This is a genomic window from Rheinheimera sp. (assembly GCF_037442345.1).
Classification (GTDB): domain Bacteria; phylum Pseudomonadota; class Gammaproteobacteria; order Enterobacterales; family Alteromonadaceae; genus Pararheinheimera.
In genome coordinates this window covers 12992-37987 of the sequence record NZ_JBBIQL010000034.1, presented here as the reverse complement: position 1 = coordinate 37987, position 24996 = coordinate 12992, and the positions used below count along the sequence as shown (strand labels likewise).

The window sequence follows — 24996 nt, the reverse complement described above, 5'->3', positions numbered from 1 at the left end:
CGGCAGATTTACAGTCTGATCCCTTTGGCCACTCGGGAACCCCTCCACGAGTGCGACGCATCTTACCAAAACGGGCTTTGATGTAAAGAATTTTACTTCACTTTTTTTACTGACTGCCGATAAAGCAAACAACAGAGCAACAAAGACACGATTCTCCATGATAATTAATGAGTGGCAAACAGGACAAAGCCTGAACAAAGCCGTGCTGCATCAGCGTTTGTCTGATTTTGCGCTGGTACTGGCTATGCACTCACCGGATGTTCGCGACTTTGGCCAGTTTTACATTCCGGAATCAGGTGACGCGCCTGTACAGGCTGATTTGTACCAGCAGTTTGGTTTACAGCAAAGCCGGGACTATGGCTGGCTTGACGGCGATGAGCAGCGTCTTGACCTTACGGCCGATGCATTGCATCAGGGGGGGCAGGTCAGTTGTCAGTTACAGCAATTGTTGCAACCCCTGCCATGGGTGCTGCAGCATGATGCAAAAAAACTGGCCGACGAGGTGAAACACAACCTGCCATTTCATTGCCTGCACCATTTGCAGCAACACGCAGGGGGGGCTAAACCTGAAGCGGATGCCACAGGGCTCTATGACATACTGCAGCAGTTGCATGCTCAGGAGCTGGCAGCCTGATGCTCACATTTCTTAAACTTTAAGCCACTGCCACAGGGACAAGTATCATTACGGCCAATTTTTCGGGCCGGGTGGGGGGTTAACTGACCATCTCTGTAGTACCAGCGTCCTTCAATCTGCTCAAATGACGATCGCTCTTCCAGCTGCTCCAGTCTGTCCTGCTGAATATAACGGGCAATAAAATGCACCTGGGTTGCGGAACTGGCTTTGATCTCAAGACCAATAAAACAAACCGCATCACCAAACTCAGCCAAAGCCTGAACCGGATGGCTGGCCTGCAAATCGGGCACGTAGCTTTGCTGTATATAAAGGTAGTGTTTTGTGCAATAGGCGCTGTAGCGCGAACGCATCAGTTGTTCTGCACTGGATGCCGTTGTCTGGTTCAGGATCAGCGGTTCGCAACAGGACGCATATAGCTGACCTGAACCACAGGGGCAGGGCACAGGCCCTTCTGTTTGAGCTGATGGGAGGCTTGTCATACGCTGGCTCCAAAAAAACGCAGAGTGTAAAACAACAACTGCATTCCCACCAGCGGCCCGTCTCAGAGCCGCCGATTAATGTGTCCTTGGCTGCAACTCGGTCGCATCATCCAGGCTGCTTAACTGGTAAAAACAAGTCTGGTGCAACTCTGCCAGGTCCTGATAGCGATGCAGCGATTGTTCGCTGAACTGATCCTGCCATACGACTACAGCGGCACAAGTGCTGCTGGCTAAGGCATGTGTCAGCACTGTGTCGGTATTGCTGATTTGCTTTTGCTGGATCAATAACAAGCGGGACAAGTCGACACCACAGGCGGCTAACCGGCTTTTATCAGGCAGTTGGTTGGGGGCCACCAACAATACCCACCCACTCTGGTGCTGATGCTGGCGCAGAATAAATACCAGCTCAGCCAAAGCAGACTGGTCAGCATCCAGCTGTAACTTGCGATAATACAACGGGCTTTTGCTACGACGGACAAAAGCTGGGGTGAAGGAATGAGCGGAACCTGAATTCAACATAGTAGTAACCCTAAAACTGTTCATTTATACAGTGTATGTATATACAGTAGTTTTGCGTTGTTTAAAAAGCAAGCTCTTTTTTCAGTTATTTTGTTTGCTGCTCCAGCCGTTCAGCCGCCAGATATTGCGCCTGTTGCCATTGTCGTGTGGTCAGCCTGGCCTGCAGCGCTGCCAAAGCTCGCTGCGCATCCGGATGCCGCTGCAACGCCGCCAGCTGAAACCAGCAGGTGGCATGGCAAAGCGACAGAGGCCGTTCCTGGCCTTTTAAGTAGGACAAAGCTAACTGGTACTGCGCTGCCGCATCGCCTTGTTTTGCCTGTTGCACCAAAGGGTCGGCAGTATGCGACTGCACCACATCGCCTGGCCTGGCGGCCATGACCAGCTCAGGTTGCGTTGAAAGTTGTTGCAGAAATTGTTGCATCTGCTCCAACTTTTGTTGCAGTTCATGCAATGTCAGCTCATCCAAAGACTGAAACCGGGCTGAATGAGGAAGGTGACTGTGTGGCATGACAAGCTCCGCTGAAAAATCCGGCGCTATTAGACCCAAGCTGAGTCACAAGATCAACCACTGGCTGGACCAATTCAGCGGCGAGACTGGAGTACACTGCTGCCGTTATGATCAGTGAGAAGAGCCCGATGTTTTTACAGCAGTTTATCAACCGTCAGGGCGAAACGGTGCAGTTCAGCCGCGAACAGGCCTGCCGTTTTGCCAAAGAAGTGGCAACAGATTTTAATCCCATTCATGATGCCGACAGCAAAAGATTCTGTGTTCCGGGCGATTTACTGTTTGCCCATATGGTGGCTCAGCATGGCTTGGCGGCTCAGCTGGAATGCAGCTTTGCCGGTATGGTCAGCGCCGATGTTGCGTTGCGTTCAGTGGCTCAGGACGACCAGTGGTTACTGAAAGACAGCGCCGATAAAAATTATCTGATCCTGCGCCAGCAAGGCGCGTTGTGTCATGATGCTGCTTATATCGAAGCACTGGTGCAAGACTATGTGCGTTTTTCCGGCCAGAACTTTCCACATATTCTGCAGCCTTTAATGCAACAGCATCAGGTGATGATCAATCCGCAGCGCCCTTTGGTGATTTACGAAAGGATGTCTTTGCAGTTTGACCGTTTTGGTTCCGAAGCACCGACACTGCAATTGGCGGATTGCCAGTTACAGGTGGAAGGCAAACGTGGTCTGGCTATTCTCGGTTTTGAGTTGAAAGCGGCAGGCGAGCGTGTGGGCCGTGGCGAAAAACGGATGATTTTAAGCAACCTGCAACCTTATGATCACCAGGTGATGCAGCAAATGGTGGACTTTTACAATGGCCGCAAACAGCAGTTTTCGGCTAGACTGCGCCCTTCAGTTAAAGGAGAGCAGCTATGTGGTATATGATTTGTTCGGAAGATGTGCCGGACAGCCTGGAGAAGCGCAAAGCTGTCCGTGAGCAGCATTTGGCGCGGTTGCGTGAATTAAGTGCTCACGGCTTGTTATTGCTGGCCGGGCCTTTGCCTGCCATCGATAGTGAAGAGCCCGGTGAGGCTGGTTTTACCGGCTCTCTGGTTGTGGCTCAGTTTGACAGTCTGGAGGCGGCTCAGGCCTGGGCTGCTTCGGATCCTTATCTGGCGGCTGGTGTTTATCAGCGCTCTGTCGTTAAACCCTTTAAAAAAGTGCTGCCCTGACTTTGGAGCCGTGTCGGCTATGGCCTCGATGGAGGCCAAAAGTTTTTTAATTTTTTCAGATATTTGCTATAACAGATCCATTCCATTCTGACAGAAGTGGCCGGTGTATGCGGTGTTGGTCTGTACTCTGCTGTGCAGTGAGTTACGTTGTTGCAGGGCCTGTTTTTGCCACTCCGCAGGCATTTGACGAACTGGCCGGGCAAATCCGTTCTGGCAAACGTTACGCTCTGCATCTGTCGGAGCAACGCGCCTTATTTGCTGAACTGCATGCCTTGTTGCCAGCCAATGACCCGGTCCGGCAAGAGGTGTATCAACGGCTCAGCTGTGCCAGCCGTTGGCAGGACGACGCGGCGCAAGGTCTGACAGTGGTGCAGGCCTGGGTGGCGGCCAGTGAACAGCCCGATCAGCAAAGTCAGTATCTGCAGTGCCAGACCGAACTCTACCACCTGCTGGGGGAGGCCCGTAAAGCGGATGAATCCGCGCTGGCGGCGCTGAAGGTGGCACGGGAGGGCAAGGATCCTTATGTGTTGGCGCAGGCGTTGTTGACGACGGCAGATTTGCATTCCTTTCGTGGGGAATATGCACTGTCGCTGCAGCAGTTGTTTGAAGCCAGTGCGCTGTTTTCTGCCTTGGGGTATCGCTACTGGCAGGGCTATTGCATTGAATACATCGCGACGACCTATCGCCGGATGGGAGATTATCAGCAGGCTATTGCTTATCTGGAGCAGGCCGAACGCGACTATGTTCCCAGCGCTGACCAATTCCGTATTGCCTTTCTGATGCATGAAAAAGCCTATTCGCTGGCCGAGCTGAAACGTTTTGCGCAAGCCAGGGCGCTGTTCGAAGCGTCCAGGGTGATTTATCAGCAACTGAAAGAGCCACTCTGGGTGCAGTACACCAACGTTAATCTGACCTGGATGCTGTATGAAACAGGGCACTTCCAACAAGCTTTGGCCTTAGGGCTGCAAACCGACAAACAGCTGCAGGCCGCGTCTGAAGGCAGTGCCGTCAATACCACTATTTACCGCGCCTTGCTGAAACTGTATCTGGGGCAGACCCAGCATGCACTGGGGCAGCCAGAGACGGCGCTAAAAAGTTTTGCCGACTCCGAAGCACTGATGAAACTGGACCACAGTGCCCGGCATCTGGTGCTGTTGTATCAGGCCAGAGCGGCCGTCTACCAGCAACTGGGTCTGTATCAGCAGGCGCTGGAAGATGTGCAGCAGGTATTGCAGCTGCGTACCAGGCTGACCCAGGCAGCTCAGCAGCAGCAAGCCGATTTGCTGCGGTATCAGTTTGATACTGAGCGCCAGCAGGTTCAGAGCGACCAATTAAAACGCGAGCGTAACCTCAGTCAGCAGCAGGTGGAAGCGTTGCAACAGGCTCAGCGTTGGCAATATGCGGCGCTTGGCACGCTGGTGCTGTGCTTTGCCCTGCTGGTCTGGTTGCTGGTCAATCAGGCGAAACGCAACCGTCGTTTGCATCATCTGGCAATGACGGATGAGCTGACTCAGGTGGCCAACCGCCGCCGGATCCTGCAGCTTGCTGAAAGCCTGCGGTTACAGGCAGAACAGAATCACAGCGCTCTGGCAGTTTGCCTGCTGGACATTGATCACTTTAAACAAGTCAATGACCGCTACGGTCATGACAGTGGCGACTGGGTGCTGCAACAGGTGGCACAAAGCTGTCAGCAGTTGCTGCGTAAGGAAGATGGGTTGGGCCGCACTGGCGGAGAAGAGTTTTTACTGTTGTTTCCAGATACCGGGCTGGCGGATGCGGTAGCGACTGCTGACCGGCTGCGCCTTGCGGTTCAGGCGCTGCAGTTTGGCATGATAGACGCTGATTTGCAGGTACGGGTCAGCATGGGCCTGGCGATGCTGCTGCCCGGCGAGAGCCTGACCAGCCTGATCAGCAGAGCGGATAAAGCGCTTTATCAGGCCAAAGCCAATGGCCGCAATCAGGTCTGTGTGGCAGAATAACCTCATTACAAGGACAGTTGGTTGTACTGATGACAATGTCGCGCCCTTCTATTGAGCCTGGTTTTCTGGTGGTGCATTCCAATCAGCTGGAGCAGCTGCGCGCTCTGGTGGTGCAGTTTTGCAAAGCGTACCCGCTGCAGCCGCTTGAACTGGAACAAGTGCTGGTGCAAAGCAATGGCATTGCCCAGTGGCTGAAGCTGGCGCTGGCGGCTGACCCTGATTCCGATGCGCTGGGCGGCGGTCTCGGTATTGCTGCTGCTGTCCAGATGCAACTGCCAGGTCGATTTGTCTGGCATATGTATCAACAGGCGCTACCTGAGTTCGCGCTGAGTCAACAATCGGTCTTTGACAAAGGCGCTTTGCGCTGGCGCCTGTACCAGCTGCTCCCCCTGTTATTGGCAGAGCAGCCTCTGGGAGAGCTGAATCAGCTTAACTGGCAGGACCCTGAAGTGCTGGCTGGCTTAAGTCATACGCTGGCCGACTTATTTGACCAGTACCAGGTGTACAGAGCGGACTGGCTGAACGACTGGGCAGCGGGTCATGCGGTGCTGCGCCAGAGTGATGGCTCGATCACCCCTATGCCAGACAGCGAGCTGTGGCAGGCCAGGCTGTGGCAGGCCCTGATGCACAGCCTGCCGGCCCAGGAGCAGCAGCACAGCCGTGCTGTGCTGCATCAGCAGTTTCTGCAACGCGCCCGCCAATGGACCCAAAGGCCGGCCTTTTTGCCGCGTCGGGTGATTGTCTTTGGTATTTCCTCCTTACCACAACAAAGCCTGGAACTGCTGTCGGCTATTGCACCTTTTTGCCAGGTACTGCTGGCTGTACTCAACCCGTGTCAGTTGTATTGGGCCGACGCCATCGCCGAAAAAGATCGGGTGCGGGTGGCGCGGCACCGTCAGCAGCAGAAACTGGACTTCGCCGCCTTACCGGCTGAACTTGGGGCCATGCAAACCCAGCCTTTGCTGGCCAGCTGGGGCAAGCAGGGCCGGGACTATATCCGGCTGCTGGACCAGTTTGACGAGACCGCCGCGCACCGGCATTTATTTAACCAGCAGCGGGTGGATTTGTTTGTTGAACCTGATGTCAGTCACTTACTTGGTCAGTTGCAAAGTGACATTCTGAATTTACGCTCGCCGCAGGAAACCAAGACGCAGTGGCCCGCCTTAACACTGGCGCAGGCAAGGACAATCGAGTTCCATTCGGCGCACAGTGCGCTTCGGGAAGTGGAAATCCTGCATGACCAGTTATTGCAGCGTTTTGCCGAACATCCAACACTCAAACCCCGTGATGTGATGGTGATGGTGCCGGATATTCAGGTGTACGCCCCTTTTATTCAGGCCGTTTTTGGCCGGGTGCCGGCGTCGGATAATCGCTACATCCCTTTCAGTATTTCGGATCAGGCAGGTGCGGCCCAACAACCACTGCGTCAGGCGTTGCAGCTGTTACTCTATCCGGAGCAGCAGCGGCTCAGTGCCAGTTCTGTTTTTGATCTGCTGGATTTATCCACGGTGCAGCAACGCTTTGGTTTGGCAGCCACCAGCCTGCCGACCTTAAAGGTCTGGTTGGAGCAGGCCGGTGTGCGCTGGGGCCTGAATGAAGCCCACAGAGCAGAGCTGGGGTTGACCCCGGCCTTTACGGAACACAGCTGGTGGTATGGCCTGAAGCGGATGTTGCTCGGATACGTCAGTAACGGCGACAGCTGGCAGGGCATTATGCCCTTTACTGACAGTGCGGGTCTGGAGGCTGCAGAGCTTGGGCCTGTGTGTGAACTCTTTGACGCACTTGAACTGTGCTGGCAGCAATTGCGGCAGCACCGCACTGTGGCTCAGTGGGTGCAGTTGTTTAGCTCGTTATTGCAGCAGTTCTTCAGTCCGACTGACCTCGACACAGAGCAGGAACTGCAGCAATTGCAACAGGCGCTGATGCAGTGGCAACACAACGCAGAGCTGGCACAATGTGAGGTGGCGCTGCCGCTGCAGGTCGCCCGGCAGGCCTGGCTGGACGAACTGCAGGGGCCGGGGTTGCAGCAACGTTTTATTACCGGGCGGGTGAATTTTGCCACCTTGTTGCCCATGCGGGCTATTCCGTTTGAAATCATTGCTCTGTTGGGCATGAACGATGGCGATTATCCAAGGCGGCAGCCGCGTGCGGACTTTGATTTATTGGCGCGGGATTACCGGGCTGGCGACCGCTCCAGACGGGACGATGATCGCTATTTACTGCTCGAAGCCCTGTTGTCGGCCCGCAGCCAGCTGTATATCAGCTGGGTTGGCCAGAATGTGCTGGATAATGCCAGCAAACCGCCTTCGGTCCTGGTGATGCAGCTGCGCGACCATCTGCAAAACGGCTGGCAGCTGGCCGGCGTGGACGATCCGGCTGAACAGCCTCTGCTGCAGGGCATCACCTTTGAGCATCCGCTGCATAGTTACAGCAGCCGCTATCTGGCGGAGGAAGGCGGGCTGTTCAGTTACCGTCATGAATGGCAGAGTTTGCATCAGTCCGCCCCTCTGCAGTCGCTACCCGCAGCCCCTTTGCCCTTGTCAGAAGCGGCGGAATGGGGACTCCCGCAGCTGAGCGATTTTTTACGTGCTCCGGTGAAGTTCTTTTTCCGTCAGCGCCTGAAGCTGGATTTGGACAGTGAGCATCTGGCCAGCCTGGATGATGAAGAGTTTGTGTTGCAGCCGTTGCAGCGTTACCAGCTCCAGCAACAACTGCTGACGGAACTGCGCATCAGTATCGAACAACAGCAGGACTGGCAGCAGGCTTGCCGTCAATGTCTGGACAAGTTCAGCCGTCAGGGCCTGCTGGGTGTTGGTGCTGCGGCCTCGTTGGCGCAGCAGGATTTAAGCCAGGGCCTGCCGGAGCTGGCCATTCGTCTGATGGAGCTTTGCCGCCTGTACCCGGAGCTGCAAGACCTGAGCGAGCTGGAGTTTCAAAGCCCGGATGGCAGTGTCCGGCATCTGTTGTCTGGTCTGCGCCGTGGCGCGACAGGGCTGGCCCTGGTGCAGCTGGTGCCTGTTGGGCTCTATGCCAAAGCTGAGCTGAATGTGCGGGCGGCTATTCCGGGCTATCTGTTGCAGCTGCTTTGTTCCGCCAGTGGTGTGCAGTGCAGTCTGTATTTGTTATCGCGGCAGGGCGAGTTATGCCTGCCTCCCTATCCACCGCAACGGGCTGAGCAGCAACTGAGAGCGGTGCTGCATTGGTTGCGGCAAGGCCTGATCACGCCTTTGGCACTGGAACTGAAACTGGCACTGGAAGCGCTGAAACAGCTGGATAAAGCAGCGCCTCTGACGGAGACAGCGCTGCAAAAGCTAAGCAATCTGTACCATGGCGATGGCTTTAATGCCGGGGTGTTGCAGTATGACCGCTATTTACAGCGGGCCTGGCCCGACTTTAATGAGCTCTGGCAGCAGGGCCAGTTGGTAACGCTGGCCGAATCTTTGTATCGCCCTTTGCTGTGTTTGGGTCAAGGAGACGCTGCCTGATGCTGCCGCTGAACATTGCTGAATTCCCGCTGCGCGGCAGCCAACTGATTGAAGCCAGCGCCGGCACTGGCAAAACCTTTACCATTGCTGCCTTGTACCTGCGTCTGGTGCTGGGGCATGGCCGTGACGAACCATTGTTACCGCCAGAAATTCTGGTGGTGACCTTTACCGATGCCGCCACCCGTGAGCTGACCGAGCGCATAGCGCAGCGTCTGGCGGACGCCGCGCGCTACTTCCGGCAACTGAGTCCGCAGGCCGACCCGGTCCTGGCCGGGCTGCGTGCCAGCTACCCGGAAGCGCAATGGCCGCTCTGTGCGTACCGTCTGGAGCTTGCCGTGCAGTATCTGGATGAAGCGGCCATTTCCACCATTCATGGCTGGTGTAACCGAGTACTGGCAGAGTTTGCTCTGCCAACAGGCCAGGTGCAGCAGTTGCAGCTGGTCACCGACACGGCCCCCCTGCAGCAGCAGGTGATGCGGGATTACTGGCGCTGCTGGTATTACCCCTTGCCGGAGTCGCAATTAGCGCAGGTGCTGCAACTGTGGCAACACCCTGAACAGCTGCTGTCGGCCGTCAGGCCAGTCTGGCCACATCTGACGCATTTTGAACAACCGCCGCCGCCGGCCGAATCGTTACGGGCGGTACAGCAGCAGAAGCAGCAACTGTTAACGGCGCTGAAAGCACCCTGGCTGACTTGGGCGGATGAGATTGAACAGCTGCTGATGCAGGCCATTGCCGCCAAAGCGGTGGACGGGCGAAAACTCCGGGAAAATTACCTGCGTGGCTGGCTGGATAAATTACGCGCCTGGGCGCAGGAACCAGCGGCGGAGCAGCTGGAGTTGCAAACCGGTTTTACCCGCCTGACGCCCGAAGGACTTGCGGAGGTGTTTAAGGGGCCGGTCCCTGTGCATCCGGCGTTTGAAGCCATGCGGCAGTTACAGGCGCAGCTGGCGGCCTTGCCACAGCCACGCCGGGCATTATTGCTGCATGCGGCCTGGTGGTTCTCTTCGCGATTCTCGGCGCAGCTGCAGCAACGCTCTGAACTGGGTTTTGATGCCTTGCTGACCCGCTTGCACCAGGCCTTGAATGATGGAAATAAAAGCGGCACTGAAACCTCGCTGGCACAGCGGCTGCGCCAGCGCTATCCGGTGGCGCTGATTGACGAATTCCAGGACACAGACCCGGTGCAGTACCAGCTGTTTGACGCCATTTACCGGCTGGAGGACAACCGGCAGGACTGCGCTGTGGTGCTGATTGGGGACCCCAAACAAGCCATTTATGCCTTTCGTGGCGCCGATATATACAGTTACCTGCAGGCCAAGCAGGCGACCCGCGGGCGTCATTACCAGTTGATGGTGAATTACCGCTCGACAGCTGCGCTCATTGACGCGCTGAATTTCGTGTTTACCAGTGCAGAGCAGCGGCCACTGGGCACCTTTGTGCTGGCCGAAAAAGAGTTGTTGAATTACCAGAAGGTGTCGGCGGCAGGGCGCAAAGAACAGTTTTATCTGAATGGTGAACCTGCTGCAGCGCTGGCGCTTTGCCTGCATCCAGCCGCGCAGGACAAACCTCTGGCCAAAGCAGACTATCTGGCGCAGATGGCGCAGGCCTGTGCTGAGCAGATTGCGCTTTGCCTGAACCAGGCGCAGCAGCAAAGTTGTGGTTTCTGGCAGCCGGATCCGCAGGGGGCGAAGTTTACCGCGCTGCAAAGTAATGACATTGCGGTGCTGGTCAATAATCAACAGGAAGCCCGGCAGATCAAGCAGGCACTGCGCCAGCGCGGCTTGCCGGCTGTGTACCTGTCAGACAAGGGCACAGTGTTTGACAGCCCGCTGGCACAGGATGTGCTGCTCTGGCTGCGCGCCTGCGCTGAGCCAGAGCGCGAGTCATTGCTCAGAAGTGCAGTGGGCAGCTGGAGTCTGCAGCGTTCTTACACTGAACTGGCGGCGCTGCTGGACGATGAACTGGGCTGGGAGCAACTGCGGCTCCAGTTTGAGCTGTACCATCAGCGCTGGGCAGAGCAGGGCGTATTAGTCATGTTATGGCAGCTGATACAGGACTTTTTGGTGGCTGAGTTTTTGCAGCAATTGCCGGACGGTGAGCGGCTGCTGACCGATCTGCTGCACCTGGCTGAACTGCTGCAGCAGAAATCGGCGGAGCAGGAAGGCATGGCCGGTCTGGTGCGTTATCTGGCTGAACATCTGGCAGGCACAGGTCAAAGTGGCGCTGAGGAGCAAAAGTTGCGGCTGGAAAGCGATGAGCAGCTTATTCGTATTGTCACTATTCACAAATCCAAAGGCCTGGAATACCCGCTGGTGTTCCTGCCCTTTATTGCCGCCAGCCGCACGCTGGATGCCAGCAAAGGCCCGATCAGTTACCACCCCAGTGCCGCTGAACTGGTGGTGCGGCTGGACGCGTCAGAAGAGGAGCTGGTGCTGGCCGAGCGGGAGCGGTTGGCGGAAGAAATGCGCAAGCTTTATGTGGCGCTGACCCGGGCCCGGCATTATTGTTGGCTTGGCCTGGCGGCACAGAAAGACGCCAGTGCCATCGGCTACCTGCTGTCGGATGATGCGCGCTTAAGCCCGCAGTCGCTGCAGGCACAGTTCAGTCCCTGGTTGCAGCACCCGGCCATAGTGCAGGCCGAATTTACCGCCGGGCAACTCAGCCAGGTGCAGTGGCAAAAGCCTCAGTCTGAAAGCCGCTGTTATCGTCAGAAGCAGCGGCCGGTCCGCGAGCTATGGTGGATGGCCAGCTACAGTGCGTTGCTGACGAAGCATGACGAGCAAAGCAAAGCCGCAGAGCTCTATGCTGAACTGGTGGTAGAACAGCAACCGGCAGACCAGCCAGAGCCGGCTTCCGACCCGCTGCCAGCCAGTTTTTCCCAGCGGTTTAATAAAGGCAGTCAAGCAGGTAGTTTTTTACATGACGCACTGGAATGGGCGGCGCAACAAGGTTTCGCCCAGGCGCTGGTTTGCCCGGACCTGTGGCAGGAGACCTTGCTGCAGTTGGCACAGCGTTATCAGTTGGTGCAGCAGCTGCCGGATGGACAGTGGCAGGCCGACTGGCAGGAGGAACCGATGGACCTGCAGCAGCTGCTTTCGCCGGTGCTGGACTGGTTGTTGGATTTGCTGCGTGTACCTGCACTGCAAGGACAGCCTTTGACAGCGCTTTTGCCTGGGCAGTACCAGGCTGAACTGGAGTTTTATCTGCCGGTGCAGCCGGTGGCGGTCAAAGCGCTGGATCAATTGATCAGCGCGGCTATTTTTCCGCAGCAGCCAAGGCCTGCGCTCAGCGAGCTGCAACTGGGCGGCATGCTGAAAGGCTTTATTGACCTGACCTTTGTGCAGCATGACCGCTATCAGGTGCTGGATTATAAATCGAATTTTGATGCCAGTGGGCAGTACGATGCCAGCCAGTTAGCCCGGCAATTTTTGCAGCACAGGTATGATGTGCAGGCCTGTCTGTATCAGCTGGCGCTGCATCGTCTGCTGAAAAGCCGCTTGCCGGGCTATCTGCCAGCGGCACAGCTGGGGCCCGCGCTCTATTGGTTTATCCGCGGCGCACAGCAAGCCGGTGCCGGGGTACTGGCGGTGGATATTCCACTGGATTTACTGTTTGAGCTGGATGCGTTGCTGTCTGGCGGGCGCAGTGGGGGGCACTGATGGAGTCTCAATTGGACCGGATTATGGACCCAAACAGGTATCAGACTATGGAGCAGGCCTATGCAACGCAGCTGATTCGGGAGCTGGCGGGCAATCACTGGCGTGCCATAGACAAAGCGCTGGTGCGGTTTTTTCAGCAGCACTGCCCAGAGTTGTCAGCGCTGTGGCTTCTCGTCGCTGGTGAAACCAGCAAAGCCAGTTCACAAGGGCACTTATGTCTGGAGCTGCAGGAGGCTGAAGCCTATTTGCAGAGTGCCGGGCTGCCGATCCCCGACTGGGCGTCCCGCTTGCAGGAGGCGAACCTGTTAATTTCAGTGGCAATGCTGGACGAGCGGCCCCTGGTCTATGCCAGTGACGCCTGGTATTTTCGCCGTTTTTATGCCTGTCAGCAGCAGATCCAGGCTTATCTGCAACACACCTCTGGCCAGAGCCAGAGGTTGCGCAGTCAGATGGAATTGCCGGTGTTACAGACCTTATTGGATGGGCTGTTTGCCGCCAAAGCCGAACCGGACTGGCAGCGTCTGGCCTGTGCTTTAAGTGCCAGCAGCCAGTTCAGTGTGATCACGGGCGGGCCTGGCACCGGTAAAACCACCACTGTGGTGAAATTGCTGGCGTTGCTGCAGCAATGGCAGCATCAGCAACAATTGCCGCCTCTGCGGCTGGTACTGGCCGCGCCAACAGGCAAAGCAGCGGTCAGGTTGCGCAGTTCCATTCAAAAAGCGCTGGTGTCTCTTGCCCTTGAACCGGCCATTCAGGCCGCAGTGCCCACCGAAGTCTCGACTGTGCATAAACTGCTTGGTGCCCGCCCACACAGCAAAAATTTTTATCACAATGAACACCACCCATTGGCGCTGGATTTGCTGGTACTGGATGAGGCCTCCATGTTGGATGTGGAGCTGTTCAGCGCCTTATTGCGCGCTTTGCCGCTAAACGCCAGGCTGGTGCTGTTGGGCGACAAAGATCAGCTGGCTTCGGTGGAAGCCGGGGCTTTGCTTGGGTCCTTGTGTGCCTTTGCCGCAAAGGGGCGCTACAGCAGCGCCACCCTGCAGTGGCTGACGGCATTAAGTCATGTGCCGTTACCTGCCGAGCTGGAAACAGCGTCGCCGCAAGCGCTGGACCAGCAAATCGCCATGCTGCGTAAAAGTTACCGTTTCTCCGCAGACAGTGGCATTTCGGCGCTGGCACAGGCGGTGAATCAGGGCGACCTGGCTCAGGTGCAGACGCTGTGTCAACAACAAAAAGCGGATTTGCACGTGCTGTTTAAACCGTCGCAGCTCCATCTGCGCCAGCTGGTGCTGAGCGGGCAGGCAGACGGGCAGGGCCAGTCTGGCTTTAGCCATTATTTGCGGCTGGTGCAGCAAGGTGCAGAGGGGCCGCTGCATGGGGCCAATCAGGACCAATGGGCACAGGCCGTCTTGTCCGCCTTTGGCCGTTTTCAGCTGCTCTGTGCCGTGCGTCAGGGGGAGTTTGGGGTGCAACAGGTCAACCAGCAGGTCGAGCTCTGGTTACAAGCCTGCGGGCTGGTCGATGCCCACACCCAGTGGTACCCAGGCCGGCCTGTGCTGATTAGTCAGAACGATTATGGACTGGGCCTGATGAACGGTGATGTCGGGATTTGCCTGCGCCGGGACTGGCAGGGCAAGTCGGTTCTGGCGGTGGCTTTTGCCTCCACTGAACCAGGCCAGGCGATCCGTTGGGTACTGCCGGGCCGTTTACCTGCTCACGAAACGGCTTATGCCATCACAGTGCATAAATCGCAGGGCTCGGAATTTGACCATGCGGTGCTGTTGTTACCCGCTGAACCTTCGGCCCTGTTGACCCGTGAGCTGGTGTACACCGCTATTACACGTGCAGCAAAACAGTTTAGCCTGGTGTGTCCTGAGCCTCAGCTGTTGCTGCAGGCGGTCAGTGCAAAAACCAGCAGGGCGGGCTCGCTGAGGCTGGAGCTTTAGTAGCACAACACAGCCTTTGTGCTTGCAAAAGCCCACGGCCACCGGATAATAGCTGGCTGGGGCGTAAACCATAAATAGAAAGGGTAGTTGAATGGATATCTGGTTGTTAATTAAGGCCTTTATTTTGGGTCTTGTCGAAGGTCTGACCGAGTTTCTGCCGGTGTCCAGCACCGGGCATTTAATCGTAGTAGGTGACCTGATTGGGTTTCATAATGATGGCCGGGTGTTTGAAATTGCCATTCAGCTGGGTGCCATTCTGGCCGTGGTGTTTGAATACCGGCAGCGGTTTACCTCTGTGCTGACTGGCCTGACCCATGACCGCAAGTCACAGAACTTTGTGCTCAACCTCTTTGTGGCCTTTCTGCCCGCTGCCATCATTGGTTTGTTATTTATCAGCAAAATCAAAGAGTACCTGTTTAATCCCATTACGGTAGCGACCATGTTGGTGCTCGGTGGTCTGGTGATTTTGTATGCCGAGCGTCGTCAGCATCAGGTGCGCATTCATGATGTGGACGACATCAGCTGGAAAGATGCGTTAAAAGTCGGTTGTGCCCAGGTGATTTCAATGATCCCAGGCACCTCGCGTTCCGGCGCCACTATTATCGGTGGGCTGTTTTTTGGTTTTGATCGCAAGGTGGCAGCGGAGTTTTCGTTTTTCCTGGCCGTGCCCACTATGTTTGCGGCCACCTTTTATGACATTTTTAAACACCGCGATTTATTGTCAGTCGCCGATCTGCCGATGTTTGCGGTCGGTTTTGTCACCGCCTTTTTAGCGGCGCTGGTGGCGGTGCGGACCTTTGTCCGCTTTGTCTCCAACCATAGCTATGAAGTGTTTGCCTGGTACCGTATCGCCTTTGGTGGGGTCATATTAGCCACCTGGTACTTCGGTTGGGTCAGCTGGTAAGAACAGAAGCAATAAAAAAACCGGCGTTGCCGGTTTTTTTATTGCTGAAACAGCGATTTACCGACCCAGGTATTTATCCAGGGTTTTATACAGGCCTTGCCACATGGTCTGGTTTTTTTGCTTCAGCGTGCTGGCGTTTTCGGCCAGCAGCGGGCTTAACTGGTCGCGTTCTGCCATCAACTGGCTGATTTTTTGGGTCAGACTGACGGCCGACAGGGTTTCCAGGCAATAATCGGCCATGCCAAAATCGGCCATCATGGCGTGATACTTATGGCTCCAGCTGGTGGCGATACAAGGCACGCCCTGACTCAGCGCATTAATAGCGCCGTGAAAACGTGAGCTGACCACCAGGCTGGCGCTGCCGATAAAAGCTTTTACTGCCAGTGGGTCTTCAATCCGGATAATCTCGCAGGGCGCCAGCCGGGCTATTTCTTCACACAGCCGCTGATCCTCTTCCCCTTCGTGATTGACCAACAACACCGCATAACCCAGTTCCACCAGCTGATTGGCGGCAGCGGCAAAAGCTTCGACATAGTTGGTGCGCTGCGCTTCGGCATTGGCATGGTTAAATTTTGACACCACTTTGCTGTTGGGGATCAGTGCGGCAAAGGGGCCGTCAATGACCGGGAAGGCGGCGCTGCTGTGGCCTTTCAGGCCAATGGTAAAGTCGGGGGTGAGCCGCACAGTATCAGGCAGGGTGTCAACACAACCTTTCACATGCTGCAGGGACACCGGGTCGCGCACATAGACCAGAGCCGCATGCTCAATAATGTCGCGCATGGCCGCTTTGCTTTCATTGCTGCTAAAAGGGCCAAAGGCCTGGGGCATAAAAATAAAAGGCTTGCCGGCCTGGTGGAAACGTTTGACTTCACGTGCGGTATTTTGCAAAAACTGCAGTGGCCACTGGTCGCCATAGGCAAAACCGCTGGCTTCCAGAATCACATCCACATCCCGCTCTGTCACTATGCCATAACGGCGCAGGACGCGGCGCAGCGCGCCCGGCAGCTTGCCCAAAGTACCGGTTAAATCCAGGCCCTTCCGGCGAAACGACAGCTTTTGCCAGGCACCTAATAAAGCCCGCTCTTTGTAGGGCAGGTTCGGGCCGGGGGAGAGCACCAGTTCGGTGTTGCTCAGGGTTTTCAGGCCCTGCAAACAGGCCAGCAGCATCAGGTAAGCCCCTTTATTGCGAAATTGCACCCCTTTGATTTCCACCAGCAGAGGGCGCTGCGCTGGGGCGGCGTGGGTTGGCTGTAATTCAGACATAGGACAAAAGCTCCGTGGCAGTTTTCTTTTCAGAGTGGGGGATCAACGCCGCCGGGTCCGGATAGCCGACGGCAATCAGCATCACCACCCGTTCAAACGGCTGTAATTTCAGCAGCCGGGCGATTTTCTTTTCATAGTTTTCGATATCCGGCCAGTTGATAGAGCAGGAGGCCAGACCCTGGGTTTCCAGGGCCAGCATCAGCTGCATATTGGCCAGGCTGGCGTCGATATAAATCACATGGCGGTCACGCTCAAAGGGGTAAGCACTTAAATCACCCACCACGGCCAGCAGTGCCGGAATGCCATTGGCATAACCGACTGTGCCCATCGGCAGATTGGCCAGTTTCGTCAGCATCTCGCCTTCGGTCGCTGCTATATACCGAAAGGGCTGGCGGTTGCAGGCACTTGGGGCCTGAGCGGCGGCACTGACGGCTTTTTCCAGTTCAGCACGGGGCACTGGCTGGCTTAAAAAGGTGCGCACCGAACAGCGCTGCTGGCACAGGGTATAAAAATCTTCATAACTGATAGGCGCCCGGGGCCGCTCGGCATAAGGGGCTGGGGCGGCCAACCGGCCTTGCTGCAGGCGGGGCGCTATCTGCGCCTGCATGGCGGCAAACAGGCCTGGCTGCCGGGCATTGTCCGGCCATTGGGTCAGGCGGAAGTAGCTGTCCAGCACGTCATGGCAGTATTTCAGCAGCACCAGGTCCAGTGCCTGGTGATCATGCAGCAGGTTGTGCAAAGCCGTCAGGGTTTCATCTATATAATCGAGCGCAAACAATGGCTTGCGTGGCACCATGCTCAGGCCTTTTTCCAGCCGGTGAATATTGCGACGCAGGATCACACTGGCAATAGTGCTGCTTTCTTCATGCTGATGGTAATGCTGCCGGCCTGCGGCTGTGGCGTGCTGCTCACGGCGAAAATGTGGGTTAAAAAACGCATAATAGAGGTTGGCGGCCAGCCGGCTTTTGGCAGCCAAAGGCAACAGCGTCCTGTCCAGTTTTTGCCGCAGTTGTTGTAAATGTTTTTTCATACAGGTTCACTCTTGATATCGGGCTGGCCCAGCCGGGCTTTGCACAGCTGCCAGAAGTGTGAGCGGCAGCGACGCGAAAAAAACAGAAAAAAGAACGACGCATAAGCATAAGAAATTAACGTGGCCCAGGCAGCCCCTTGCAGGCCATACAAGGGGATTAACCAGAAATTCAGCAGCACATTCAGTACAGCGCCCACACCATGGCTGGCCAGTGATAAAGGTTCCTGACCCGTGATCACCAGATGCTGGCTGATCAGGTAACGCACAAAAATAAACATACCAGCCCAGATATGAATTTGCAGCACCGGTACACCAGCGGCAAAGGCGTCGCCAAACACCAGTGGTACCAAAGGCGGTGCCAGCACAAACATCAGAACCGCAATGACCAGCGCCATTGCCAGAAAGTAACCACAGTATTTACGCAGCAAGAGTAAATAACAGCTCCAGCTGTGTTGATGCTGTTTCAGCAAATCCGGGTAATAACGTACGGCTAAAGTGGCCGGGATCAGATACCAGAGCTCAGACAAGCGGCTCACCGCCGAATAGACCCCGGTTTGTTCTATGCCGAGCAGGCGTTCAATCATCACCACGTCAATACGCAGGTACACCACAGATAAAATGCCGGACATCCAGAGCCAGGACGAACGGCGCACCAGCTCTTTGGCCCAGGTCAGCCGGGCCTTCACCTGGCGGAACCGGCCAAAATCGGGGTTATGGCGGCAAAACAGCAGGTACTGATAAAAGCCGGTGGCGGCAAACTCGACGCCCATCACCCAAAACAGGGCGTCAATGCCATAGCCAGCGTACAGTACCCAGAGTTTGGCCAGCAGGCAGAGCATGGCAATGCCAAGACGGCCATAAGCCAGGGTACGGAAATGGCCCTGGTAATTTTCATGGTATTCAAACAGGATAAAGGCGATAAAGATCTGACCGATAAACAAAGCCGCGGCGCTTGGCAGGTAGGCATCGAATTCCGCGGGCAAATACCAGGCAAAGCCCAGCCACATCAAGGTGCCAAACAGCACACCAGCAGCCAGCCGCAACCAGACCGCAGTAAACAGAATGGAGGAACCGTCAGCCGGCGTCGGTGCGGACTGCACCTGCTTTTGCACCAGATTGTTCATGCCGAGGTTAGCCAGTGGAGCCAGAAAGGCGCTCCAGGTCATCACAATGGCGTAATAGCCCGTGGCGGCAGGCCCCAGCATCTGAGCGACAATCACCGTAATCACAGCGGCTGCGCCCAGGCGGATTAACCGCTCGCCAACCAGGGCGACAGCTCTGGCCTGTGCCAGCTTTTTCAGTAAGTTCACCACGTTTTAGTTAACCACGGCCTTTGGCTTGGTAGCGTCTGAGCAGACGGATAATGCGCCAAATATGTTGCAGACCGTATGAATAAGCACTGAATACCAGCAGGAACAATACCAGCATAATCAAGTCCGGCACCATCAGGTATTCACCAATCACACCGGCTGTGGCCAGCATGCAGGAGAAACTGGTGATCACCACCAGGGCCTGGCGTGAACTTAAACCCAGACGCAAAAAGATATGGTGCAGGTGTTCCCGGTCGGCTTTAAAAGGCGACTGCCCTTTGCGGATGCGGCGCAGCATAATAGCCACCATATCCATCAGTGGCACGGCAATAACCCAAAGCGCTGTGACAGGGCGGAAACTGGCGCTGTCACTTTGGGTGCCGATAATCAGCAGCCAAATGACCGTCAGGCCAATCAGCATGGAGCCGGCATCACCCATAAAGATTTTACCTTTGCCTTTGCCGACCACATCCAGGTTAAACAGCAGGTAAGGGATCAGCGCAAACACCAGGATCATCGGCAGCACGGCGTGGTCCAGCTGGCCGCCGACCGACATCATCAGGGTGACAGAAACAAAACTGACTCCGGCCATCATACCGGCCAGACCATCGATGCCGTCGATCATATTAAAAGCGTTAATAGCGGCGATCACGGCGATCAGGGTAAAGGGAATCCCGATGTAACTCAGGTTGACATCCCCCAGCGCAAACAAATTGCCAAGGTTGCTGACATAAAGCCCGAGCCCATACACCATAGTGGCGCCCACTAACAATTGCACCACCAGACGCAGTTTGACACTCAGGTCATAAAAGTCGTCAAACACGCCCAACACCACAATAATGCCACCGCACAGCAGGTAGTAATAATGCGCATTGTCCGGCAGGCCAAACCAGCTTAAGGTCAGGGCGACGCCGGTAAAGACACAAATGCCGCCAATCAACGGCACGGCCCCGACATGTTGTTTGCGGCCGGCCGGCTTATCAACCAGGCCTATTTTGTTGGCAAGGGGGATCATTAAAAAAATGGCCAGCAGGGTGATCACAAAAGTGGTGATAAATAACTGTAAATGCTCGGTCATACAAAGTCCGGAGGGCAGCTGATTCAGCCGAAACTGGCCTGATTATAGGGGAGTTTTTCCGGGCTGACTATTGGCGTCAGCGGAGAAAGTTATCCGGTATAACGACTTTGCTTTAAAAAAATGCTCTAATGCGGTTTTTCGCAGAGCCCGGCGGCTCAATGCCTGCTTTTGGCTGAATTTTATACTATTGATCAACCCCTTAGCGGCTAAAGCCAATAGAAAAGTACAGAAGGAGTGTTCGTTCAGGTGAACCCACGTATTTTGATCCTGACCAATATGGGACCCAAGGCGTCCGCTCCGTTTCAGGGGCAGTTTGTCCGCACCCAAATGCAGGCGCTGTCAGCGCTGATGCCGGTGCTGTATTTTTACATGAGCTGGCACAGTGATTCCCGCCTCAATCGCCTGTTGAAATACCCTGTGTTGTTTTTGCAGTTTGTCTGGCGTTATGTGCTGAGCCGCCACAGACTGGACCTGTTGCATGTGCATTTTTTCTACCCCACTATTTTCCTGGCGATTTTCTATAAACTGGTGCGCAACCCCAGGGTGAAAATTATGGTGACCTGCCATGGCAGCGATATTTATTATTACGAACCTTTTTCGACCTTGTACCGCTGGAGCTGTGGCTGGGTTGACCAATGGCTGTACAGCAGTGAGAAGTTAAAGCAACGGGCCTGGCAGGCGCCAGCTGAGGCACCGGTGATTTCGGCCGGGATTGACGCTACGTTTGCGCAGACGGAGTTTTTAAGTCGTGCACAAAAAGACATCGATCTGCTGTATGTCGGTGCGCTGGACCAGAATAAAGGCATGGACAGATTGATCCGTCTGTTGCCCGCTCTGGCGGATTACACAGTGGTGTTGGTTGGTAAAGGGCCTTATCAGAGCCGGATCGAGCAGGCGATACAACTTTACCCCAATGTGCAGTTGCTGGGGCCTAAATCCAGCAATGAATTAAAAGCCTTGTACCAGCGGGCGCGTTGTTTTTTAAGTTTGTCACGCAATGAATCTTTTGGCCTGGTGATGACCGAAGCCATGGCCTGCTATACCCCGGTGATTGCAACACAGACCGATGGGTCAATGCAGCAGCTGGCGGACCGGCCAGAATGGCTTATTCCACAGCAGACCGAAGCTGAGCTGGACGCGCTGCTGCTGGAAAAAATTCAGCAGCTATTAAGTTTACCGGACTCAGACTACCAGGCATTGCAACAGGTCGGACGAGAACAGGCACAAGCCTGCCTTGTGACTGAAGTTGCGCGGCGCGTGCAGCGCATTTACCTGAACCTGCTGGGACAACAGGAATAACCCTTACAGACGGCCCGGTGCCGGAGGATTTTTATGGTGCAGCAACCCGAAGTGGTGCAAGTGGGAGGTATTGGCGTGATGGCCTTTACCAATATGCCTGAACTGGTGAATTACATCATTCATGATGATGGCACCGTGTTTGCCGGTTCCGCCATTGCGATGAACCCGGAAAAAGTGATAGCCGCCGGGAAAAACCCCCAACTGATGCAACTGCTGAATCAGGCGGATATCCGCTACGCTGATGGCATGGGGGTGGTCAAAGTGATGCGACGCAAACTGAAACGCAAAGTGCAGCGTATTCCGGGTTGTGAGTTGTGGCAGGCGTTGATGGCCAAAGCAGCTGCCACCAAAACGCCGGTATTTCTGGTGGGGGCCAAACCGGACGTATTGCAGGAAACTGTGGCTAAGCTGCAGGCGATGGGCGTTCAGGTGGTGGATGCGCAGGATGGTTACTTTAACGATGAAGACGCGCTTATTCAGCGTATTGCCCAAAGTGGCGCCAAAATGGTGACTGTGGCTATGGGCTCGCCGCGCCAGGAGCTGTTTATCGGCAAATGCCAACAGCAGTTACCGGATGCCTATTACATGGGCGTGGGTGGCACTTATGATGTCTTCACCGGCCATGTGAAACGGGCGCCTGCGTTTTGGTGCAGACTGCATCTGGAATGGGCCTACCGCTTGTTATCGCAGCCGTCCCGCATTGGCCGTCAGATGAATCTGGTGACTTTTGTCTGGCGTTACCTGACTCACAAGGTCTGAAGCACACAGGCAAGTCACTTGACGTTGCCGTCAGCAAAGCGGCAGCCTCATGTGCGAAGGGGATAAAACTACAACAGGGTGATGCAGTGAATACAACAGAGCTGCCTTTAATCAGTGTTTATATGCCCACCTACAACAGGGCACAAATGTCACAGCGGGCCATTGAGTCGGTGCTGGCGCAGGATTATCCGAATCTTGAGTTACTGGTGGTGGATGATGCGTCCAAAGACGACACCTGGGCGGTGCTGAACCAGCGTTATGCTGACAATCCACGGGTCCGGCTATTCCGGCAGGAAACAGGTCAGGGTGCCTGTGCCGCCCGGAATCTTGCCATTGCCGAAGCCAAAGGGGAGTTTGTCACCGGCATTGACGATGACGATGAGTTTTTACCCAACAGGTTAAGTTCCTTGTATCAGGCCTACGACGACCAGTTTGCTTTTGTCTGTTCCAGTTATTTCTGGGATTACGGCAGCCATCGCAAACAACTGTATCCGGAGCAGGCCCAAATCGGCCTGGCCGAACTGCTGGATGTGCATGTGTTGTCCAATCAGGTGCTGGTAAAACGGGCCCGCATGCTGGCGCAGGGCGGCTTTGATGTGCAGCTGGCCGCTTTTCAGGACTACGATATGTGGATCCGGCTGGTGGCTGCCTATGGCAAAGCACTGCGTTTGAGTGAAGCCACTTATGTGGTGCATGTCGGCCATGAACTGGGCCGTATTACCACCTCACCAAAACGGCTGGCGGCACAACGTTATTTTATGGAAAAGCATCTGCCTTTGATGAATGAACGCAATAAGCAGAACCAGCTGTTTTACCGGCTGGTGATGGAGCAACAGAAGCTGAGTTTCCCTCGGTTAGTGTTTTTCTGCCGCTACGGGCTTTGGGGCACCAAGATCCGCTATTACCTGAAACAAAAGCTACACTGGCTGATTAAATTACGTCAGCAGCTGCTGAGCAAAGGCATTAAGGGGTTGTTTTCCGGCAAATGAACCAGTCCAGTCTTTTTATTGAGCATAGCCTTGGGCTGCTGCGTGATCGCCTGCTGCTGCTGGTGAGCTCTGCGCTGCTTTGTGCCCTGGTTGCCGCTGCTTTTGCAACCTGGTTGCCCCCTGTGTACCAAAGCCAGGCAGTGCTGACCCTGACCGACTGGCAGGTTGAACGCTTAACCAGACGTGACCCGGCGCTCGACAAGAACCCGGCCAATGTGGGTGGGGCTGCCGCTGATGAAATGAGCCGGGCGCTGCTGCAATTGCAATCTGCAGAGCTTTGGGCTGAATTACAGGCTCAGCCTGCACAGTTGAGCTTCGAGCATAAACGCCGTGGCAACCTGGTGGCGCTGCGCTGGACCAGTCAGCAGCCGGGCCAGGCCAGCCAGCAATTGACCGAATTAGTGCAGCTCTGGGATCAGCGCCTGCAGCAGCGTTTTATCGCAGAACGTCAACACCTGATGCAGCAGGTACCGGATCCACTGCTTGCCGCTGAACTGCAGCAGGCTGAAGCCTTGCATCCTTTTGCGCTGCAGTGGCTGCAGCCGCCTTCAGGCGGTGACAAAGCCTTGTCCCGCCCCTGGTTTTGGTGGGCCGTTTTTGCCGCCGTGACTGGCTTTTTACTGATATTTCAGTTGCTGTTATTCAGACGGTTGCAAAAATGCTCTCAGTAACCCGCTGGTATGATGCGGATCGCCTGTTGTTGTGGCTGTTTTCAGCCTATTTGCTGGTGGATGCCCTCAATGGTTTTTTACTCAATGAGTGGGGCCGATCCTTTGGTCTTTCTGCGTTCTATAAGCTCAGTTTACTACTGCTGACTGCCTGGCGTCTGAGCCAGCTGGCGCCCCATCTGCTGTGTGCATTGATGCTGGCCGGCACTGTGCTGATGCTGGGCCCTTTGTACAGCCAGTTGCGTTATGGCCTGAGCCCGGTCGGCGACATCAGCCTGATTCTGAAGCTGCTCTCACCAGTACTCTGTTTTGCCTATTTCGCCGCCTTGTGCCGTGCGGAACCCGGCTTATTCAGACAGGGAGCGGCCCGGATGCTGGGGCTGAACCTGGCCACTGTGCTGCTGAATTTTGCATTGGGTGCTGTCGGCTTTGGCTACAGTTCTTATTTGCCTCAACCGCATTTACCCCAGTTGGATCTAGGGTCCAAAGGGTTTTTTAACGCGGCCAATGAGGTGTCTGTGGTGCTGTTGGCGCTGGCGGCATTAAGCCTGCCGTTGTGCTGGCAACGGCACAAAGCCGGTTTTCTGCTGCTGGCCGCGGCATGGATTGGCTGCGCCAGTCTGCTGCTGACCAAAACCGGCCTGGCCGGGGTGGTTTTGCTGATCATGGTCGTGCCGCTCTGGGGGTGCTGGGCCAGCCTGAGTTCTAAGTGGAAAGGGCTGCTGGTTGTTTCAGTCCTGCTCTGTTTAGTGCTGGCGGCTCTGAAGCTGCCAGACCTGTTGCAGCAGCTGGGGCTGTGGCAAAAACTGCAGTATGTGTACCAGAACCAGGGCTTGGCGGGCGTGTTGTTGTCCTCGCGTGATCAGTATGCACTGGCCATCTGGCAAATCAGCACCGACTATTACAGCGAATGGCACCGCCTGTTTGGCATTGGCATGGCTGGAGTCAGCAGCCACAGCTGGAAATTTTGGGCCGAGTCGGATCTGTTTGATTTATTTATTTTTTACGGGGTGCCGGGTTTGCTCTGGACCTGCTGGGTCTTTTGCGGATTTTGGCTGCACAGTCTGAGTTGCCATCTGAACAGGCCATCGGTGCTGAGCGCTTCAGTGCTGTTGCTGAACAGCCTGTTGTTGGGCATTGCTGTGGTGGCCGGTCATGTTTTGAGCTCTGGCATGCTGTGGCCTGTATGGGCTTTAGCCAACGCCTGGTTGTTGGTACCTGCAGATGAGGCTGCCGATGCTGCGTAATGACTTTATCCACAAACTCTTTAATAACAGCCTGGCCCATGGCCTGAACTTTGGTTCACGCTGGCTGCT

General features: G+C 55.6%; 20 protein-coding genes. 13 read left to right on the top strand and 7 right to left on the bottom strand.

Going from position 1 to position 24996, the window contains the following annotated elements; all coding sequences use genetic code 11:
- The first annotated feature begins 157 nt into the window (after positions 1-157).
- Positions 158-634 carry a VC2046/SO_2500 family protein gene (locus WKJ04_RS17185; protein ID WP_337881535.1) on the top strand — a complete coding sequence of 159 codons (477 nt, stop codon included), beginning with the start codon at positions 158-160 and terminating at the stop codon, positions 632-634.
- Here the strand turns inward: WKJ04_RS17185 and WKJ04_RS17180 are convergent.
- The 3 genes from WKJ04_RS17180 to WKJ04_RS17170 all read right to left on the bottom strand — a co-directional run bounded on the left by WKJ04_RS17180 (position 616) and on the right by WKJ04_RS17170 (position 2140).
- A complete protein-coding gene (locus tag WKJ04_RS17180; protein WP_337881534.1) occupies positions 616-1113 on the bottom strand; it encodes a YchJ family protein in 498 nt (165 codons plus the stop codon). The genes WKJ04_RS17185 and WKJ04_RS17180 overlap by 19 nt on opposite strands.
- A 75-nt stretch (positions 1114-1188) precedes the next feature.
- Entirely contained in the window at positions 1189-1632 is a 444-nt protein-coding gene (locus WKJ04_RS17175; RefSeq protein WP_337881533.1) for a SulA-like leucine-rich domain-containing protein, read from the bottom strand.
- 85 nt (positions 1633-1717) lie between these two features.
- Complete coding sequence (locus WKJ04_RS17170; RefSeq protein ID WP_337881532.1) at positions 1718-2140, bottom strand: hypothetical protein; 423 nt, start codon at positions 2138-2140, stop codon at positions 1718-1720.
- A 128-nt stretch (positions 2141-2268) separates the two neighbouring features.
- On the opposite strand from WKJ04_RS17170, the gene WKJ04_RS17165 reads away from it, so the two are divergent.
- The 7 genes from WKJ04_RS17165 (at position 2269) to WKJ04_RS17135 (ending at position 15284) form a co-directional block, all read left to right on the top strand.
- Positions 2269-3015, top strand: a complete 747-nt coding sequence (locus tag WKJ04_RS17165; RefSeq protein ID WP_337881531.1) for a DUF3581 family protein — start codon at positions 2269-2271, stop codon at positions 3013-3015.
- On the top strand, positions 3003-3302 hold the full coding sequence (locus WKJ04_RS17160) for a YciI family protein (protein ID WP_337881530.1): 300 nt from the start codon (positions 3003-3005) through the stop codon (positions 3300-3302). Before WKJ04_RS17165 ends, WKJ04_RS17160 begins: the two co-directional genes overlap by 13 nt.
- A gap of 137 nt (positions 3303-3439) precedes the next feature.
- The gene (locus WKJ04_RS17155; protein ID WP_337881529.1) at positions 3440-5281 is read left to right on the top strand and encodes a GGDEF domain-containing protein; all 1842 of its coding nucleotides are present in this window, start codon (positions 3440-3442) and stop codon (positions 5279-5281) included.
- A 29-nt stretch (positions 5282-5310) separates the two neighbouring features.
- Entirely contained in the window at positions 5311-8766 is a 3456-nt protein-coding gene (gene recC, locus WKJ04_RS17150) for an exodeoxyribonuclease V subunit gamma (RefSeq protein WP_337881528.1), read from the top strand.
- Positions 8766-12428: an exodeoxyribonuclease V subunit beta gene (gene recB / locus WKJ04_RS17145; protein ID WP_337881527.1), complete on the top strand. Its 3663-nt coding sequence runs from the start codon at positions 8766-8768 to the stop codon at positions 12426-12428. The genes recC and recB overlap by 1 nt, the downstream gene beginning before the upstream one ends.
- The gene (gene recD / locus WKJ04_RS17140) at positions 12428-14380 is read left to right on the top strand and encodes an exodeoxyribonuclease V subunit alpha (protein WP_337881526.1); all 1953 of its coding nucleotides are present in this window, start codon (positions 12428-12430) and stop codon (positions 14378-14380) included. Before recB ends, recD begins: the two co-directional genes overlap by 1 nt.
- A gap of 91 nt (positions 14381-14471) precedes the next feature.
- Positions 14472-15284 (top strand): undecaprenyl-diphosphate phosphatase, encoded by an 813-nt coding sequence (locus WKJ04_RS17135; protein WP_337881525.1) that lies wholly within the window; start codon positions 14472-14474, stop codon positions 15282-15284.
- Between the two features lie 57 nt (positions 15285-15341).
- Here the strand turns inward: WKJ04_RS17135 and WKJ04_RS17130 are convergent, their stop codons facing one another.
- Genes WKJ04_RS17130 through wecA form a run of 4 tightly spaced genes read right to left on the bottom strand, consistent with a single transcriptional unit; the run spans position 15342 to position 19965 of the window.
- Positions 15342-16547, bottom strand: coding sequence for a polysaccharide pyruvyl transferase family protein (locus WKJ04_RS17130; RefSeq protein WP_337881524.1), 1206 nt, complete (start codon positions 16545-16547; stop codon positions 15342-15344).
- Complete coding sequence (locus WKJ04_RS17125; protein WP_337881523.1) at positions 16540-17577, bottom strand: nitroreductase family protein; 1038 nt, start codon at positions 17575-17577, stop codon at positions 16540-16542. The genes WKJ04_RS17130 and WKJ04_RS17125 overlap by 8 nt, the downstream gene beginning before the upstream one ends.
- Entirely contained in the window at positions 17574-18887 is a 1314-nt protein-coding gene (locus tag WKJ04_RS17120) for a flippase (protein WP_337881522.1), read from the bottom strand. Before WKJ04_RS17120 ends, WKJ04_RS17125 begins: the two co-directional genes overlap by 4 nt.
- A 10-nt stretch (positions 18888-18897) precedes the next feature.
- The gene (wecA, locus tag WKJ04_RS17115; RefSeq protein WP_337881521.1) at positions 18898-19965 is read right to left on the bottom strand and encodes a UDP-N-acetylglucosamine--undecaprenyl-phosphate N-acetylglucosaminephosphotransferase; all 1068 of its coding nucleotides are present in this window, start codon (positions 19963-19965) and stop codon (positions 18898-18900) included.
- A 246-nt stretch (positions 19966-20211) separates the two neighbouring features.
- Between wecA and WKJ04_RS17110 the strand changes: the two genes are divergently transcribed.
- The 5 genes from WKJ04_RS17110 (at position 20212) to WKJ04_RS17090 (ending at position 24927) form a co-directional block, all read left to right on the top strand.
- Positions 20212-21264, top strand: a complete 1053-nt coding sequence (locus tag WKJ04_RS17110) for a glycosyltransferase family 4 protein (RefSeq protein ID WP_337881520.1) — start codon at positions 20212-20214, stop codon at positions 21262-21264.
- Between the two features lie 33 nt (positions 21265-21297).
- Entirely contained in the window at positions 21298-22023 is a 726-nt protein-coding gene (locus tag WKJ04_RS17105) for a WecB/TagA/CpsF family glycosyltransferase (protein WP_337881519.1), read from the top strand.
- Positions 22024-22109: 86 nt separating this feature from the next.
- A complete protein-coding gene (locus WKJ04_RS17100; protein WP_337881518.1) occupies positions 22110-23012 on the top strand; it encodes a glycosyltransferase in 903 nt (300 codons plus the stop codon).
- Complete coding sequence (locus WKJ04_RS17095) at positions 23009-23683, top strand: hypothetical protein (RefSeq protein ID WP_337881517.1); 675 nt, start codon at positions 23009-23011, stop codon at positions 23681-23683. Before WKJ04_RS17100 ends, WKJ04_RS17095 begins: the two co-directional genes overlap by 4 nt.
- Positions 23671-24927, top strand: a complete 1257-nt coding sequence (locus WKJ04_RS17090) for an O-antigen ligase family protein (RefSeq protein WP_337881516.1) — start codon at positions 23671-23673, stop codon at positions 24925-24927. Before WKJ04_RS17095 ends, WKJ04_RS17090 begins: the two co-directional genes overlap by 13 nt.
- Positions 24928-24996: the final 69 nt, after the last annotated feature.

Coding starts and splice junctions, on each gene's coding strand:
- WKJ04_RS17185 (WP_337881535.1), top strand. CDS start 158: ATGATAATTAATGAGTGGCAAACAGGACAAAGCCTGAACAAAGCCGTG.
- WKJ04_RS17180 (WP_337881534.1), bottom strand. CDS start 1,113: ATGACAAGCCTCCCATCAGCTCAAACAGAAGGGCCTGTGCCCTGCCCC.
- WKJ04_RS17175 (WP_337881533.1), bottom strand. CDS start 1,632: ATGTTGAATTCAGGTTCCGCTCATTCCTTCACCCCAGCTTTTGTCCGT.
- WKJ04_RS17170 (WP_337881532.1), bottom strand. CDS start 2,140: ATGCCACACAGTCACCTTCCTCATTCAGCCCGGTTTCAGTCTTTGGAT.
- WKJ04_RS17165 (WP_337881531.1), top strand. CDS start 2,269: ATGTTTTTACAGCAGTTTATCAACCGTCAGGGCGAAACGGTGCAGTTC.
- WKJ04_RS17160 (WP_337881530.1), top strand. CDS start 3,003: ATGTGGTATATGATTTGTTCGGAAGATGTGCCGGACAGCCTGGAGAAG.
- recC (WP_337881528.1), top strand. CDS start 5,311: ATGACAATGTCGCGCCCTTCTATTGAGCCTGGTTTTCTGGTGGTGCAT.
- recB (WP_337881527.1), top strand. CDS start 8,766: ATGCTGCCGCTGAACATTGCTGAATTCCCGCTGCGCGGCAGCCAACTG.
- recD (WP_337881526.1), top strand. CDS start 12,428: ATGGAGTCTCAATTGGACCGGATTATGGACCCAAACAGGTATCAGACT.
- WKJ04_RS17135 (WP_337881525.1), top strand. CDS start 14,472: ATGGATATCTGGTTGTTAATTAAGGCCTTTATTTTGGGTCTTGTCGAA.
- WKJ04_RS17130 (WP_337881524.1), bottom strand. CDS start 16,547: ATGTCTGAATTACAGCCAACCCACGCCGCCCCAGCGCAGCGCCCTCTG.
- WKJ04_RS17125 (WP_337881523.1), bottom strand. CDS start 17,577: ATGAAAAAACATTTACAACAACTGCGGCAAAAACTGGACAGGACGCTG.
- wecA (WP_337881521.1), bottom strand. CDS start 19,965: ATGACCGAGCATTTACAGTTATTTATCACCACTTTTGTGATCACCCTG.
- WKJ04_RS17105 (WP_337881519.1), top strand. CDS start 21,298: ATGGTGCAGCAACCCGAAGTGGTGCAAGTGGGAGGTATTGGCGTGATG.
- WKJ04_RS17095 (WP_337881517.1), top strand. CDS start 23,009: ATGAACCAGTCCAGTCTTTTTATTGAGCATAGCCTTGGGCTGCTGCGT.
- WKJ04_RS17090 (WP_337881516.1), top strand. CDS start 23,671: ATGCTCTCAGTAACCCGCTGGTATGATGCGGATCGCCTGTTGTTGTGG.